This is a genomic window from Micromonospora sp. SL4-19, from assembly GCF_047921475.1.
Taxonomy (GTDB): Bacteria; Actinomycetota; Actinomycetes; order Mycobacteriales; family Micromonosporaceae; genus Micromonospora.
In genome coordinates this window covers 102,192-116,072 of record NZ_JBLROB010000003.1, presented here as the reverse complement: position 1 = coordinate 116,072, position 13,881 = coordinate 102,192, and the positions used below count along the sequence as shown (strand labels likewise).

The window sequence follows — 13,881 nt, the reverse complement described above, 5'->3', positions numbered from 1 at the left end:
GATGGTGGATCAGTCGGCGCAGAGGTGGTCGAAGGCGAAGCCGTCCTCGAACTCGTCCCGCCGGGCGGCGAGCCGGACGATCTGCTGCCGCAGCTCGTCCCGGTCCACCAACGGCGGCTCGACGGCCTCGAGGTCGCGCAGCCGCTCCCCCACCGCCACGGCGGCCAGGTCCTCGGCGAGCCGTCCCGGATCCACCCCGCAGGAGAACCGCTGCGTGCAGAGCTGGACCCGCTCGACCAGACACCGGCCGGGCCGCACCTCGACCCAGCTCCACCCCTCGGCCGGGCCGTCCGTCCACCGCACGTGCAGCCCGCGGACGATCGGGTCGGCGAGGCGTCGCTCGACGTACGCCTCGACGGCGGCGGCCCGGGCGAGCGCCCCGAGATCGTTGACCGGCCCGCGGCGGCCGTCGGGGAGCCGGCCGACGATGTCCCGGAACCCGACCGCGTCCCCGCTCTCCGGCCCGGAGTCGGTGCCGTCGGCGTAGCCCCGCGCGTCGATGACGTACTCGACGAGCCGGCGGCCGTGCACGGCGCCGCGCAGCGCCGGCGACGTGACCCGCAGCACCGGCAGGCCGACGGCGGCACAGACCGCGCTGGTCATCCGCTCGGCGCGTTGGGCGGCGGAACCGGCGGGCACCGGCGGGGCGACCTGCACGGCGAACAGCGGCCGGCCCGTGTCGGCCGCGCACACCACCTGGTCGAAAACCTCCCGGCTGGCGGTGTTCCACTGGTGCCCGGTGATCCCGGGCGGGCGCCCCTGCACCAACTCGCCCAACCGCCGCGACGCGTACCCGATGTGGCCGGCCCGGGTGAGCAGTGGGGCTCCCCCGGCCGTGATCGGACGCAGCCAGGAAGCCGCCACGCTACCGCTGCTCGTCATCTTCGCCAGACCCATCCGTCGTTCGATCGACGCCCGAGTCTAGGCCGTCGATCATGGACCTCGTCTCACCGGTGCGGTGGACCGTCCGACGACGGCCCGTACGAGACGGTGGGCGGCGCCGGGCCGGATCGTACCCGTTCGTCGTCTTCTCGGTACACCGGCGGTGCGGTGACGGCCCGTGGCCGGTCCGCGATGACTGCACGGCACGGAAACGGGTACGCCCCGCCCGTCCGGTCGGTCGCTGAGCGGAGGTGGGCATGACGCGACAGCAGTTCGGATTCCTCGCCGGATTCCTCCTGGTGGCGGTCTGGGCGCTCGGCGGGGCCGGCGCCGTCACGGCCGCCGCCCTGGCCGGGCTGGCCGGCTGGCTCCTGGTCCGGGTCCTCGACGGCGACGCCACCGTGGCCGGCTTCGCGGACCGCGTCGGCGCGGCCCGGCGCCGGTGAGGGGAGCGCGACGATGACCGGCACCCTGCCCCGGCGCGGCGCGTCCGCACCGGATCACGCCGCCGCCCTGCCCCAGCCGTGGACCGAGCAGCGGATCGCCCGGCTGGCCGAGGACGCGGCGCAACACGAGCCGCCCGTTTCCTGCCTCGGAGCGACCGTCCGGGTCGACGGCGACACCGCCCGGATGGAACTGGACCTGATCGTCGACCACGGCGTCCACCTCCCGACGGTCACCGAGGCGGTACGCCGGCGGGTCGCCGCCCGGGTCGAGGCGGACACCGACCTCGCCGTCGAGGCGGTCACCGTCACGGTGGTGGACCTACGCCTGCCGGCGGAGGCCCCCGCGGGCAGCCCGAGCGGCCGGACCGAACGCTCGGCTCCGGCCGACGGGCGGGCCGGTGAGGACGCCCGGGAGGCGACGTGAGCGGCCGCCCGGCGACCGGAGGCTGACGTGCGGACGGCCAACCGGATCGCCACCCTGCTGCTCGCCGTCGCCCTGCTCGCCGGCGGGGTGCTCGTCGCGGTCGAGGCGCTGCTCGCCGCAGCCGGCCACCCCGGCCCGCTGCTCCGCCGCTGGGACACCGCCGTGACCACCGCCCACTGGCAGGATGTTCCGGTCCGGGCGATCGCCGCAGGTGTCACCCTGCTCGGCCTGGTCATACTCGCCGCGCAGCTGCGCCGGTGGCATCCGGTCCGGTTGCGACTCGCCGAGGACGACGGCTGGCACCTGCACCGCCGCTCGGTGGAGCGGCGGCTGGCCCGGGCGGTTCGCACCGTGCCGAGCGTCCGGCGGGCCCGGGTACGCGTCCGCCGACGCGGGGACGCCTGGTGGCCCCGGGTGACCGCCAGCGGCGACCCGGCGGCCCGCGCCGACGTCGAGTTCGCGCTGCGCCGGGAGCTCGACCGGCTGGCCGCCCCGCGACGCGACGCGATCGAGGTCCGGCTCCTTTCCACCCGGCGGACGACGTGAGCAACGCCGCCAACCGGCTGCTCTGGACGGTGCTCGCCCTGGTGCTCCTCGCCGCGGGCGGGGCCGCGTCGGCGGTCGGGCTGGGCTGGCTGCCCGGCGGCGGCACCCCGCTGCTCGGGGCTGGGCCGGCCACCTGGTGGCGGGCCGGTACGCCGTGGAGCGCCCTCGCGGTGGCGGTCGGCGGGGTGCTGCTGGCCCTGCTCGGGCAACGGCTGCTCGCCGCCGGGCTGCGGGTGCCGGGCCGGCTGGCCGGCACCCTGACGCACCCGGGGGAACGTGGTGGGCGTACCCGGGTGGCGAGCGAGGTGCTGACCGACACGCTGGAACGGGACCTGCTCCGGGCCCCGGGAGTCCGCCGGGCCCGGGTGCTGCTCACCGGCCCGGTCGAGCGGCCGGACGTCTGGGTGGAGGTGCGCCTGGACCCGTCCGCCGGCCTCGGGGCGGCCCGTGCCCACGTCGACGCCGCGGTCCGGCGGTTCGCGGCGACCCTCGGCTGCCGCCCGGCGCACCTGGACGTGACGGCGGTAATGGACGAGGCCCGCCGCTGACCGGCCCGGCCAGTGCCACCCGACGCCGCCGCCGGCCGCCGGACCCGATACGCGAGGATGGTCCGGGCGAGAGGGAGGGGCGGCCGTGCGGGTGGTGTCACTGGTGCCGTCGTTGACCGAGGCGGTGGCGTTGACCCGGCCCGAGGTGCTGGTCGGCGCCACCGACTGGTGCACCCACCCGGCCGGGCTGGACGTCGCCCGGGTCGGCGGGAGCAAATACCCGGACCTGGACCGGGTCCTCGCGCTCCGGCCCGACCTGGTCCTGCTCAACGAGGAGGAGAACCGGCTCGCCGACGCGGACGCGCTGCGCGCGGCCGGCGTACCGGTGCGGGTCACCTTTCCCCGTACGGTGCCCGAGGCGCTGACCCAGCTCGGCGAGCTGCTCACCGCGCTCGGCGTGGCCGGCGAGCCGGACTGGCTTCGGGCCGCCCGGCGGGCCTGGGCCGGGCCCCCCGTCCCGGCGCCGCCACGGGGCGCGGTCGTGCCGGTGTGGCGGCGGCCGTGGGTGGTGCTCGGGCGGGACACCTTCGCCGGTGACGTGCTGCGCCGGCTCGGCGTCGCCAACCAGTGGGCCGACCACGAGGAGCGCTACCCCCGCCCGAGCCTCGACGAGCTGCGCGCCCGGGCACCCGAACTGGTGGTGCTGCCGGACGAGCCGTACCGGTTCACCGCCGAGGACGGGCCGGAAGCGTTTCCCGGCGTACCGTCCGCGCTCGTCTCGGGCCGGCACCTGACCTGGTACGGCCCGTCGCTCGCCGAGGCGCCAGCACTGCTCGCCGCGCAGCTCGCCCGCCCCGTCTGAGCCGCCGAAGCGCCCGCCGACCACCCGGACCGCACCGGTCCGGGTGGCGGGGCCCCCTCGGGGTGGCGGTCAGGCGACCGGAGTGGCGTGCACCGGGTCCATCTCCCTGAGAGTGGTGTCGTCCACGTCGTACGCGACGGCGTTGTGGACCTGCACGACGCCGCTGACCTGGGCGGCGAGCCGTCCGGCGAGCTCGACGGCACTCCGCCGGTCCAGCCGGCCGTCCAGGGTGACCTCGCCGTCGCGGACCTGGACGGTGACCAGGCCGTCCCGCACCGCGAGCACCCGGCGCAGCACCTCCTGCACCACGTCCTCGCGGATCTCCGCGTCGGTACGCAGGTGCACCCGGAGCAGGTCGCTGCGGGTCACGATGCCGACCAGCCGACCGAGGTCGTCCAGCACCGGCAGCCGCTTGATCACCTCACGGTCCATCAGCCGGGCCGTCGCCGGCAGCGACGCCTGCGGGTACGTGGTCACCGCCGGCGTGGTCATCAGGTCCCTGGCGACCAGCGCGCCCGCCTTCTCCCGGGCGGTACGCCGGCGTCGTCCCTCGAAGACCCGCCGCTCGTCGGGCCGCCCGGCCCGCTCCACCTTGTGCAGCAGGTCCGCCTCGGAGACCACGCCCAGCACCCGGCGATAGTCGTCGACCACCGGAACGGCGCTGATGCCCCGGCGGATCAGCACGTCGACGATCTGGCGGTACGGGGTCTCCTCCCCCACCGTCGCGACGTCCATGGTCATCACGTCGCCCACCTGCCACGTCCTCATCACGACCTCCTTGCTCCGGCTTCCACCACGACGCTAGGGCGGGTGCGACCACCCTGGTCAGAGGCGATCGGCAGGCCGGGAGAGGCCGACCGGACCGGGCCGGGAGGGGTACAAGGTCCCGGTCAGGAGCGGCCCGGTCGGCCCTGCCCGCGGCCGCGCCGCGGAGGTGGAATGAAGGTGCCACCGGAAAGGCGCGGTGCGAGGCACAGGAAGGGACGTGGACACCATGACCGCGACGATCGAGCGGATCACCGCCAACACCATCGCTCCGGAGGCCGAGACCACCCGCGACGTCGAGCCCACCCGGCAGAAGGCCGCCCGGTACGTCTTCGCCGGCCTGCGGATCGCCCTCGGCTGGGTCTTCCTCTGGGCCTTCCTGGACAAGGTGTTCGGCCTGGGACACGAGACCGCGGCGAAGAACGCCTGGATCAACGGCGGCAGCCCCACCAAGGGCTTCCTCGCCTTCGGCGCCAAGGGCCCGTTCGAGGGCTTCTACCACGGGATCGCCGGCGCGGCCTGGGCGGACTGGCTGTTCATGCTCGGCCTGGCGGCCATCGGCCTGGCGCTGGTCCTCGGCATCGGGATGCGGGTCGCCGCGGTCGCCGGCGTGGCCCTGCTGGTGATGATGTGGACGGTCGTGCTGCCCCCCGCGAACAACCCGTTCATGGACGACCACCTGATCTACGCGGGTGTGCTGGCCGGGCTCGCGCTGGTCGGCGCCGGCAACACCCTCGGACTCGGCCGGGCCTGGGCGAGGCTCCCCATCGTCCAGCGGCTCCCCTGGCTCAGGTGAAGTGATCGAACCGGGCGGGCGTCACCGAAGGTGGCGCCCGCCATCTCGTTTGCCCCGGTCCCCGCCGCCGCCCCGCGGCGGGGACCGGCGCGTATCGGCCGGTCACGATCCGGCAGGATCGACGGGGACCGCATCCGGAACCACCGAGGAGACCCGCTCATGGAGAAGCCCGAGGTTGGCCCGATCGAGGGCGCGCCGCCCGCCGATCTCGTCATCGAGGACATCACGGTCGGCGAGGGCCCGGAGGCCCGCCCCGGCCAGCTCGCCAACGTGCACTACGTCGGCGTATCCCACTCGACCGGCCGCGAGTTCGACGCCTCGTGGAACCGAGGTGAGGCGTTCGAGTTCCCGCTCGGCGGCGGCCAGGTCATCGCCGGCTGGGACCAGGGCGTGGTCGGCATGAAGGTCGGCGGCCGGCGCAAGCTGACCATCCCGCCGCACCTGGGCTACGGCGCCCGTGGCGCCGGGGGCGCCATCAAGCCGAACGAGACGCTGATCTTCGTGGTGGACCTGCTCGGCGTCCGCTGACCCCGCGACCCGACCCGCGCCAGGGCCGTCGGCACCCGTGCCGGCGGCCCTGGGCCGTCTCCGACGTGGCTGGATCAGGCCGGGACCAGCTCCGCCGCCGGGGCCGACTCCCGGACCGGCATCACCCGGTGCAGCCCGGTGGCGCGCAGCACCCGGCCGACCACCGGGTCGGGGTCGACCAGCACCAGCTCGCCACCCCGGGCCCGGACCCGCAGGTGCGCGGCGACCAGCGCGCGCACCCCGGCCGCGGACAGCAACCGCACACCGGAGAGGTCCAGCCTCAGCACCGGCCGCGCGGGGGCGGCCCACAGCGCCGCCCGGAACGACCCGACGGTGGCGATGTCGATCTCGCCGACCGCCCGGACGTCCACCACGTGGTCGGCCACGCTGATCTCCACGTGGAACCGGTCGCTGCGCTGCTCCATGCCGTGGAACCTATCCCCCGGGACCGACACTTCCCACCCGTCCGAACCGGAATCCGGGAACGCCCCGGGTCCGACCCCGAGGCCCTCGGGGTGGTCCCTCAGGTGGTCGTCCCCGTGTCCGGATCGACCTGAACGGACGGACAAGGGCCGGCCCGCCGTGGTGGCGGGCCGGCCCGTGGTTGTTCCTCCCCCTGGTGGTCAGCCGCCGCTGTTGGAGGGGGCGGGGGCGGGCGCCGAGCCGCCGGCCACCGCGCCCGGGTGCGGCGTGGAGCTGGGCGAGGGCTTCAGCCCCGCCGGTACGGGCAGCGCGCTGCCCTTGGCGAAGTCGTCCCAGCTGGCGTTCCAGGCGGTGAAGCCGTTGCCCTGGTCCAACTTCACCTCGGTGCCCTTGACCGTCACCAGGTCGCCCACCTGGGTGACGCCCATCAGCCAGTGCGCGGCTTCGGCCGAGACGTTGGTGCAGCCGTGCGACACGTTGGCGTTGCCCTGGTCCCCCTCCGACCACGGCGCGGAGTGGATGAACTCGCCGCCCCAGGTGAGGCGCTGCGCGTCGTCGACGTCGACCACGTAGCCACCGTTCGGGTCGCCCCGGGTGTCGAAGGTGGTGCGGTCGAACTTCTCCATGATCACCATCTTGCCGCTGGAGGTGGGCGTGCTCTCCTTGCCGAGGCTCACCGGGATCTTCTTGAGCAGCTTGCCGTCCTCGAAGACCGACATCTGCTTGGTCGCGTTGTCGATCTCGAGCGACCCCTGCCGGCCGATCTTCGAGGTCGCGGTGTGGTCCGCGTCACCGATGGCGTCCTTGCCGATCGGCAGTCCCTGCAGGGCGCTTCGCACGCTGATCTTCGTGCCCGTCTTCCAGAAATCGGGTGCCCGGTATTCGACCTGGGTGCCGTCCGCTATCCACGACCACGTGCCCGGCTGCGGTGGATCCGTCTTCACGAACAATCGTCGCTGCACGTCCGCCCTGGCCTCTTTCGGAATCGCCGGGTCGAACTTGACGACCAAGGGCATCGCCGTCCCGTACGTCTGATTGTCGGTGAAATACAGAGTGCTGGTGACCGCCGACTTGGTCGATGGCGCGGCCGTGGTGAACGTGGTCTTCTGCGTGGTGGTCTTCCCGGCGTCGCCGGTCGCGGTCACCTCCGCGGTGTACGTCCGCGAATTCTGCAACGGCTGGCTCGGCACCCAGCTCGAGCCGTCCTCCCGCGCTTCGGCCGGCACCTGCGCGCCCTTGTCGTCCGTGAGCCGGACCCCAGTGATCTTCCCGCCGCTGACGGTGGCGCCCACCTCGGCGCTGATCGGCACGTCCTTCGTGTGGTCCGCCGGTGTCACGGTCAGCGACGGAGGCTTCTTCTCCTGGCCCGACTTCACCGCCTTCGGCCCGGCCGTGCAGCCGGCGACAACCAGCGGTGTGGTAGCCATGGTTACCGCCAATAGCGTGAATCGTCGCCTCACATCCATATTCGGCCCCCCATTTCCACTCCCCTTGACCACATTCTGTACGGCGCTTTCCGGACCACGGCGCTCTTCCCAGAGAAATGCTCGCGAAACCAGGTGCATTTCGTCGCCGGTGTGTCGCGCAGGTCGCTCCGAGGAGGCAATGTCCAGGATTCGGCGCCGGTGGTGGCGGCGTACCGGGCGTGCCGGAGAGGGCCGGTCAGTCCCGGTCCTCGTCGTGGTACGAACGCACGACGGGGCCGGTCACCCCCAAGGGTGACCGGCCCCGTGCGGGGTTCAGACGTTCGCCACCAGCAGGGCGGGCTGCTCGACACAGTCCGCGATGTGGCGCAGGAAGCCGCCCGCCACCCCGCCGTCACAGACCCGGTGGTCGAAGGTGAGGCTGAGCTGGGTCACCTTGCGGACCGCCAGCTGCCCGTCGACCACCCACGGCTTGTCCACGATGCGGCCGACGCCGAGCAGCGCGGCCTCCGGGTGGTTGATGATCGGGGTGGAGCCGTCCACCCCGAACACCCCGTAGTTGTTCAGGGTGAAGGTGCCGCCGGTCAGCCGCGCCGGCGGCAGGGTGCCGGTCCGCGCGGCGGCGGTGGTCTCCGCCAGCGCGGCGGCCAGTTCCCGGGTGGTCAGCCGCTGGGCATCGCGGAGCACCGGGACGAGCAGGCCCCGGTCGGTCTGCGCGGCGATGCCCAGGTGCACCCCGGCCGACTGGATGATGCGCTGCCCCTCGGTGTCCACGTGCGCGTTGAGCTGCGGATACTTCCGCAGGCCGCTCAGGCAGATCCGGGCCAGCAGGGCCAGGATGCTGACCGGCGCGTCCGGGGTGGCGGCGTTGATCGCGGCCCGGGTCTCCAGCAGCCCGGTGGCGTCCACGTCCACCCAGATGGTGACCTCGGGGATCTCCCGCCGGCTGCGGGAGAGCTTGTCGGCGATCGCCTTGCGGATGCCGGTCAGCGGGATGACCACGTCCCCGGCGCCGGTCGGCGCGAGCTCGACGTGCGCCTCGGGCGCTACCGGCGCGGCGGTGACACGCGCCGTCGGGGCGGCCAGCGCGGCCTCCACGTCGGCGCGGCGAATCACCCCGCCGGGCCCGGTGCCGCGCAGCGACGCCAGGTCGACACCGCGCTCCTTCGCCAGCCGTCGAACGATCGGCGAGATGACGAGAGCGCCGGACGGGGCCGGCGCGGCGTCCGGACCGGGGGCACCGGCCGCGGCCGAGCCGGTCGGGGCCGGCGCGGCGACCGCGGGCTCCGGGGCCAGCGCGAGGCGCGGCCGACTGCGCCGCCGGCCGGAGCCGCCGTGGCCGGTGCCGTACCCGATCAGGACGTTGCCGGAGCCGGCACGTTCCTCCTCGCGGTAGGTGGCGTGCCCGGCGGGCTCGTCGGCGCCGTCGCCGTCGAGCGGGGCGATGGTGATCAACGGCTGGCCGACCGGACGGACCTCACCCGCCGCGCCGTGCAGGGCGACGACCCGGCCGGCGTACGGGCAGGGCACGTCGACGACCGCCTTGGCGGTCTCCACCTCGACCACGGTCTGGTCCACGGTGACCACGTCGCCGACGGCGACCCGCCACTCGACGATCTCGGCCTCGCTCAGTCCCTCCCCGAGATCGGGCAGGAGGAAGTCGCGGGTCCCGGTCGTGGTGGTCATGCGGCCACCCACTTCGTGTCCGGCTGGTCGTCCCACTGCAGGCGGGCCACCGTGTCCAGCACCCGGTCCACCGAGGGCAGGTGGGTGTGCTCCAGCATCGGCGCCGGGTAGGGGATGTCGAGACCGGACACCCGCAGCACCGGGGCGTGCAGGGCGTGGAAACAACGCTCCTGCACCCTTGCGGCGATCTCCGCGCCGACGCCGGCGAAGCCCTGCGCCTCCTGGATCACCACGCACCGGCCGGTCTTGCGGACCGAGGCGGTGACGGTCGCATCGTCGAACGGCACGATGGTGCGCAGGTCGACGACCTCCAAGTCCCAGCCCTCCTCGCGGGCGGCCTCGGCGGCCTCCAGCGCGACCGGCACCGCCGGGCCGTACGCGACCAGGGTGGCGTCGGTGCCGGCCCGGCGTACGACGGCCTTGCCGAACGGCGCGGTACGGGCGGGCAGCTCCGCCTCGGCGCTGGAGAAGTAGAGCTTCTTCGGCTCCATGAACACGACCGGGTCCGGGTCGTCGATCGCCTCGCGCAGCAGCGAGTACGCGTCCTCGACGGTGGCCGGGGTGACCACCTTCAGGCCGGGGGTGTGCGCGTAGTACGCCTCGGAGGAGTCGCAGTGGTGCTCGACGCCGCCGATGCCGCCGGCGTACGGCACCCGGATGACGATCGGCACGCTCAGCGCCCCGCGGGTGCGGTTGCGCAGCTTCGCCACGTGCGAGGCGATCTGCTCGAACGCCGGGTACGCGAACGCGTCGAACTGCATCTCCACCACCGGCCGCAGCCCGGACATGGCCAGACCGACGGCGAAGCCGACGATGCCGGCCTCCGCGAGTGGAGTGTCGAAGCAGCGCTTGTCGCCGAACCGGGCCTGGAGCCCGTCGGTGATCCGGAAGACGCCGCCGAGCTGCCCGACGTCCTCGCCGAAGACGACCACCCGCTCGTCGTCCAGCAGCGCGTCGGCGAGCGCGGCGTTGAGCGCCTTCGCCATGGTCATGGTGGCCATCAGGCGTCCCCCTCCTCGTCGCGGGCGGCGGCCAGCTCGGCACGGACCTGCTCGCGCTGCTCGACCAGCTGCGGGGTCGGCTCCGCGTACACGTGGTCGAAGAGGCTGAGCGGGTCGACCGTGGGCTGGGCGTTCATCCGCTCGCGCAGCGCGGCGGCGTACGCCTCGGCCTCGTCGGCGATGGCCGCGACGGCGTCGTCGTCCAGCGCGTCCCGGTCGCGCAGGTACGCCTCCAGCCGGGCGATCGGGTCACGGTCCCGCCACGCCTCGACCTCCTCGGCGTCCCGGTAGCGGGTCTGGTCGTCCGCGTTGGTGTGCGGCTCCATCCGGTAGGTGTGCGCCTCGACCAGGAACGGCCCCTTGCCGGACCGGGCGTGCTCCACCGCGCGGGTGAGCACGGCGAGGACGGCCACCGGGTCGTTCCCGTCGACCTGCTCGCTGGGCACCCCGTACCCGACGCCCTTGTAGGCCAGGCTCGGCGCGGCGGTCTGCCGGGACAGCGGCACGCTGATCGCGTACTTGTTGTTCTGCACGAAGTAGACGACCGGCGCCTTGAACACGGCGGCGAAGTTGATCCCCTCGTGGAAGTCGCCCTCGCTGGTGGCGCCGTCGCCGATGAAGGCCAGCGCCACGGTGTCCCGCCCCTGGTACGACTCGCCGTAGGCCAGGCCGGCGGCGTGCACGCACTGGGTGGCGAGCGGGGTGCACTGCGGCGCGGTGTGCCGGGCGGCCGGGTCGTACCCGCAGTGCCAGTCGCCACGCAGCAGGGTGAGCACCTCGACCGGGTCGATGCCCCGGGCGGTCAGCGCCATCGACTCGCGGTAGGTCGGGAAGACCCAGTCGGTGTCTCGCAGCGCGAGGATTCCGCCGACCTGGCACGCCTCCTGACCACGCGAGGACGGGTAGACGGCGAGCCGGCCCTGCTTGGTGAGCGCGGTGGCCTGCACGTCGAAGCGGCGACCGACCACCATCCGGCGGTACATCTCGCGCAGCGCCTCGACGGGCGGCTCCGGGTAGTCGTCCCGGGCGGGCAGCAGGGCGCCGTCCGGGTTCAACAGCTGGACCGGCTCGGTGCGCGGCAGCAGGCCGGCCGACGGATCGGGGACGGCCGGGGTGGCCTTCCGGCGGGTGCGGGGGGATGCCCTGCGGACCGCCTGGGGTGTGGTCGTCACGACGGGGACCTCCTGGACGTGTGGTGGACCTATGCTTCCGCCGTCGGATGATTGACTCAAGTTGCCGGTTGAACGTGGGACGAATGGCATGACAAGGAGCGACTCATGAGCCAGGAGACCACCCCCGCACCGGGCGTGGCGGGCGGAACGGGACGTTCGGCCGGGCCGCTGGACGAGGTCGACCGGCGGATCCTGCACGAACTGGCCCGCGACGGCCGGCTCTCCATCCGGACCCTGGCCGAACGGGTGCACGTCTCGCGCACCAACGCGTACGCCCGGGTGGAGCGGCTGATGCGGGACGGGGTGATCACCGGTTTCCAGGCGCGGGTGGCGCCGGAACCGGCCGGGCTGGGCACGTCGGCGTACATCGCGCTGACCATCGAGCAGAACACCTGGCGGGAGGTGTCGGCCGAGCTGGCCCAGGTCCGCTACATCGAGCACGCGGCGCTGCTCAGCGGCGAGCACGACGTGCTGGCCCTGGTCCGGGCGCCGGACAATGCCACCCTGCGGGACGTGGTGCTGGAGCGGGTCCAGAGCATCGCCGGGGTGCTGTCGACGCGGACCTGGCTGGTCTTCGGCGAGTTCGACGGGACGCAGAGCCCCTGGTCGTAGGCGGTCAGCGTTCCGGCGGCGCCGCCAGGCCCTCCCGGTCGGCCAGCTCCAGCAGCGGCTCCAGGGAGAACCGGCGGTCGTCCAGGCCCGCGTGCGGGTCGCCCCGCTGCGCGAACCGGGCCGGCAGGCTCACCACGTCGAAATCCTCCGGCCGCGCGTCGTCCAGCTCCGACCAGTCAAGCGGCGCGGAGACCAGGGCCCGCGGGGTGGGCCGGATCGAGTACGCCGACGTCACGGTGTGGTCGCGGGCCATCTGGTTGTAGTCGACGAAGACCGGCCGGTCCCGCTGCTCCCGCCACCACGTGGTGGTGACCAGGTCGGGCAGCCGCCGCTGCATCTCCCGGCCCAGCGCCAGCACCGCCCGTCGGCAGTCGCCGAAGCTCCACCGCGGCTCGATGGACAGATAGACGTGCAGCCCCCGGCCGCCGGTGGTCTTCGGGTAGCCGACCAGCCCCAGCTCGTCGAGGAACGCCCGTACCTCGTGGGCGACCGGGACGACCTGGGCGAATTCGACGCCGGGCATCGGATCCAGGTCGATGCGGAGCTGGTCCGGGTGCTCCACGTCGCTCGCCGAGACCGGCCAGGGGTGGAAGCGCAGGGTGCCCAGGTTGACCGCCCAGGCCACCACGGCCAGCTCGCTCGGGGCGACCTCGTCGGCGGTCCGGCCGCTGGGGAAGGTGATGTGCGCGGTCCGCACCCAGTCGGGCGCCCCCGCCGGCAGCCGCTTCTGGTAGAACGCGTCGCCGCGGTTGTCCTGTCGGGTGGCGATCTTGGCGCCCTCGAAAACGCCGCGCGGCCAGCGTTCCAGCATCGTCGGCCGGTCCCGCAGGGCGCGCAGGATGCCGTCGCCGACGGCGAGGAAATAGCGGACCACGTCCAGCTTGGTCAGGCCCCGCTCGGGGAAGTAGGGCTTGTCGGGGCTGGAGACGCGCACCAGCCGCTCCCCCACCCGGATCTCCTCGGCCGCCGTGGTCGCCACGCCCCACACCGTACGACGCCGACCGCCGCCATGCGGGGAGGTCGTCAGGCGACGAGCAGGACCCCGAGCGCGATCAGCGGCACGGAGACGAAGAGGAAGATGCCGACGCCGGTGAGCACCCGGCCCCCGCCGGCGTCCTCCCGCTCGGGGGCGAGCCCGAAGGCGGACCGGGCGTCCAGCATGCCGATCCGGCTCAGGGTCAGGTCACCGGTCATCCCGATCACCGCGCCGACCAGCATGAACGCCACCCCGAGCCGGTGGGTGAAGTCACCGCCGCTGACCGCGACCCAGATCCCCACCATGGCCCCGATCGCGACCACCGCGACCAGGAAGAGCACCAGTGCTTCCCGCAGGCCCCTGATGACCGTCGACATGAGTCGCCCTCCCCCGACCGGGCCCACCCCGGTACGTTGGACGACATTCTGTCCGGTCGATGCCATCGGGCGCTGCCCCGCCGAGCGCCGGACAACGGAATCCGTACGCGCCGGCCGGGGTGGTCGCACCCACCCCGGCCGTGGCGTACCGGTCAGCCGCCTTCCCGCTGGAGCCTGTCCATGAGCATCTTCTTGCCCTGATCGCTGGCCTTCCGATTGTTCTCCTGGATCTTCCGGAACCAGGTCGCGAGCTCCTTGTCGCCCCGATCCTCGGCGTCGGCGATGTACGTCTCCAGCTGAAAGATGTGCTTGAGTGACAGCTGCACCTCGTGGATCAGGTCGTAGTTCTTGTCCTTCACCGGGCTCATCGGCTCTCGGACCATGGTTGCCACGGCACACCTCCCCTGTGTCGCCCTTCCGTGGACAGCCCGCTTACCCGGCTACGTCCCCTTCACGCCCACCGGGTGCGCCGC

General features: G+C 73.7%; 18 protein-coding genes. 8 read left to right on the top strand and 10 right to left on the bottom strand.

The genetic code is table 11. The features are described from left to right. Positions 1 to 9: 9 nt before the first annotated feature. A complete protein-coding gene (locus ACNAVT_RS06510) occupies positions 10 to 864 on the bottom strand; it encodes a hypothetical protein (protein ID WP_416293787.1) in 855 nt (284 codons plus the stop codon). A 275-nt stretch (positions 865 to 1,139) separates the two neighbouring features. Here ACNAVT_RS06510 and ACNAVT_RS06505 point away from each other — a divergent pair, with 275 nt between their 5' ends. The 5 genes from ACNAVT_RS06505 to ACNAVT_RS06485 all read left to right on the top strand — a co-directional run bounded on the left by ACNAVT_RS06505 (position 1,140) and on the right by ACNAVT_RS06485 (position 3,648). Beyond that, positions 1,140 to 1,328 carry a hypothetical protein gene (locus ACNAVT_RS06505; RefSeq protein ID WP_416293786.1) on the top strand — a complete coding sequence of 63 codons (189 nt, stop codon included), beginning with the start codon at positions 1,140 to 1,142 and terminating at the stop codon, positions 1,326 to 1,328. Between the two features lie 13 nt (positions 1,329 to 1,341). Beyond that, positions 1,342 to 1,752 (top strand): Asp23/Gls24 family envelope stress response protein, encoded by a 411-nt coding sequence (locus ACNAVT_RS06500; RefSeq protein ID WP_416293784.1) that lies wholly within the window; start codon positions 1,342 to 1,344, stop codon positions 1,750 to 1,752. 27 nt (positions 1,753 to 1,779) lie between these two features. Then, a complete protein-coding gene (locus ACNAVT_RS06495; protein WP_416293782.1) occupies positions 1,780 to 2,298 on the top strand; it encodes a hypothetical protein in 519 nt (172 codons plus the stop codon). Continuing rightward, positions 2,295 to 2,846 carry a hypothetical protein gene (locus ACNAVT_RS06490; RefSeq protein WP_416293780.1) on the top strand — a complete coding sequence of 184 codons (552 nt, stop codon included), beginning with the start codon at positions 2,295 to 2,297 and terminating at the stop codon, positions 2,844 to 2,846. Before ACNAVT_RS06495 ends, ACNAVT_RS06490 begins: the two co-directional genes overlap by 4 nt. An 85-nt stretch (positions 2,847 to 2,931) precedes the next feature. Further along, complete coding sequence (locus tag ACNAVT_RS06485; RefSeq protein WP_416293778.1) at positions 2,932 to 3,648, top strand: helical backbone metal receptor; 717 nt, start codon at positions 2,932 to 2,934, stop codon at positions 3,646 to 3,648. Between the two features lie 69 nt (positions 3,649 to 3,717). Here ACNAVT_RS06485 and ACNAVT_RS06480 read toward each other — a convergent pair whose 3' ends face one another. Then, positions 3,718 to 4,416: a CBS domain-containing protein gene (locus tag ACNAVT_RS06480; RefSeq protein ID WP_416293777.1), complete on the bottom strand. Its 699-nt coding sequence runs from the start codon at positions 4,414 to 4,416 to the stop codon at positions 3,718 to 3,720. Between the two features lie 217 nt (positions 4,417 to 4,633). Between ACNAVT_RS06480 and ACNAVT_RS06475 the strand changes: the two genes are divergently transcribed. Together ACNAVT_RS06475 and ACNAVT_RS06470 are read left to right on the top strand one after the other, a co-directional pair. Further along, positions 4,634 to 5,209, top strand: coding sequence for a hypothetical protein (locus ACNAVT_RS06475; RefSeq protein ID WP_416293775.1), 576 nt, complete (start codon positions 4,634 to 4,636; stop codon positions 5,207 to 5,209). Between the two features lie 159 nt (positions 5,210 to 5,368). Continuing rightward, on the top strand, positions 5,369 to 5,737 hold the full coding sequence (locus ACNAVT_RS06470; protein ID WP_416293773.1) for an FKBP-type peptidyl-prolyl cis-trans isomerase: 369 nt from the start codon (positions 5,369 to 5,371) through the stop codon (positions 5,735 to 5,737). Positions 5,738 to 5,811: 74 nt separating this feature from the next. Here the strand turns inward: ACNAVT_RS06470 and ACNAVT_RS06465 are convergent, their stop codons facing one another. The 5 genes from ACNAVT_RS06465 to pdhA form a co-directional block, all read right to left on the bottom strand. After that, positions 5,812 to 6,162 (bottom strand): STAS domain-containing protein, encoded by a 351-nt coding sequence (locus ACNAVT_RS06465; protein ID WP_416293772.1) that lies wholly within the window; start codon positions 6,160 to 6,162, stop codon positions 5,812 to 5,814. 198 nt (positions 6,163 to 6,360) lie between these two features. Then, complete coding sequence (locus tag ACNAVT_RS06460; protein ID WP_416293770.1) at positions 6,361 to 7,626, bottom strand: Ig-like domain-containing protein; 1,266 nt, start codon at positions 7,624 to 7,626, stop codon at positions 6,361 to 6,363. Between the two features lie 273 nt (positions 7,627 to 7,899). Beyond that, positions 7,900 to 9,282: a dihydrolipoamide acetyltransferase family protein gene (locus ACNAVT_RS06455; RefSeq protein WP_416293768.1), complete on the bottom strand. Its 1,383-nt coding sequence runs from the start codon at positions 9,280 to 9,282 to the stop codon at positions 7,900 to 7,902. After that, positions 9,267 to 10,271 (bottom strand): alpha-ketoacid dehydrogenase subunit beta, encoded by a 1,005-nt coding sequence (locus tag ACNAVT_RS06450; protein WP_416293766.1) that lies wholly within the window; start codon positions 10,269 to 10,271, stop codon positions 9,267 to 9,269. The genes ACNAVT_RS06455 and ACNAVT_RS06450 overlap by 16 nt, the downstream gene beginning before the upstream one ends. Further along, the gene (gene pdhA / locus ACNAVT_RS06445; RefSeq protein ID WP_416294184.1) at positions 10,271 to 11,476 is read right to left on the bottom strand and encodes a pyruvate dehydrogenase (acetyl-transferring) E1 component subunit alpha; all 1,206 of its coding nucleotides are present in this window, start codon (positions 11,474 to 11,476) and stop codon (positions 10,271 to 10,273) included. The genes ACNAVT_RS06450 and pdhA overlap by 1 nt, the downstream gene beginning before the upstream one ends. Before the next feature lie 72 nt (positions 11,477 to 11,548). On the opposite strand from pdhA, the gene ACNAVT_RS06440 reads away from it, so the two are divergent. Continuing rightward, positions 11,549 to 12,055 carry an Lrp/AsnC family transcriptional regulator gene (locus tag ACNAVT_RS06440; protein ID WP_416293764.1) on the top strand — a complete coding sequence of 169 codons (507 nt, stop codon included), beginning with the start codon at positions 11,549 to 11,551 and terminating at the stop codon, positions 12,053 to 12,055. 4 nt (positions 12,056 to 12,059) lie between these two features. On the opposite strand, the gene ACNAVT_RS06435 is transcribed toward ACNAVT_RS06440, so the two are convergent. The 3 genes from ACNAVT_RS06435 to ACNAVT_RS06425 all read right to left on the bottom strand — a co-directional run bounded on the left by ACNAVT_RS06435 (position 12,060) and on the right by ACNAVT_RS06425 (position 13,791). Beyond that, positions 12,060 to 13,043 (bottom strand): DNA polymerase domain-containing protein, encoded by a 984-nt coding sequence (locus ACNAVT_RS06435; RefSeq protein WP_416293762.1) that lies wholly within the window; start codon positions 13,041 to 13,043, stop codon positions 12,060 to 12,062. A 35-nt stretch (positions 13,044 to 13,078) separates the two neighbouring features. Continuing rightward, entirely contained in the window at positions 13,079 to 13,408 is a 330-nt protein-coding gene (locus tag ACNAVT_RS06430) for a hypothetical protein (RefSeq protein ID WP_416293760.1), read from the bottom strand. Positions 13,409 to 13,560: 152 nt separating this feature from the next. Next, a complete protein-coding gene (locus ACNAVT_RS06425) occupies positions 13,561 to 13,791 on the bottom strand; it encodes a hypothetical protein (protein ID WP_416294183.1) in 231 nt (76 codons plus the stop codon). Between the last annotated feature and the right edge of the window lie 90 nt (positions 13,792 to 13,881).

Coding starts and splice junctions, on each gene's coding strand:
- ACNAVT_RS06500 (WP_416293784.1), top strand. CDS start 1,342: ATGACCGGCACCCTGCCCCGGCGCGGCGCGTCCGCACCGGATCACGCC.
- ACNAVT_RS06480 (WP_416293777.1), bottom strand. CDS start 4,416: ATGAGGACGTGGCAGGTGGGCGACGTGATGACCATGGACGTCGCGACG.
- ACNAVT_RS06430 (WP_416293760.1), bottom strand. CDS start 13,408: ATGTCGACGGTCATCAGGGGCCTGCGGGAAGCACTGGTGCTCTTCCTG.
- ACNAVT_RS06440 (WP_416293764.1), top strand. CDS start 11,549: ATGAGCCAGGAGACCACCCCCGCACCGGGCGTGGCGGGCGGAACGGGA.
- ACNAVT_RS06450 (WP_416293766.1), bottom strand. CDS start 10,271: ATGGCCACCATGACCATGGCGAAGGCGCTCAACGCCGCGCTCGCCGAC.
- ACNAVT_RS06470 (WP_416293773.1), top strand. CDS start 5,369: ATGGAGAAGCCCGAGGTTGGCCCGATCGAGGGCGCGCCGCCCGCCGAT.
- ACNAVT_RS06465 (WP_416293772.1), bottom strand. CDS start 6,162: ATGGAGCAGCGCAGCGACCGGTTCCACGTGGAGATCAGCGTGGCCGAC.
- ACNAVT_RS06425 (WP_416294183.1), bottom strand. CDS start 13,791: ATGGTCCGAGAGCCGATGAGCCCGGTGAAGGACAAGAACTACGACCTG.
- ACNAVT_RS06505 (WP_416293786.1), top strand. CDS start 1,140: ATGACGCGACAGCAGTTCGGATTCCTCGCCGGATTCCTCCTGGTGGCG.
- ACNAVT_RS06460 (WP_416293770.1), bottom strand. CDS start 7,626: ATGGATGTGAGGCGACGATTCACGCTATTGGCGGTAACCATGGCTACC.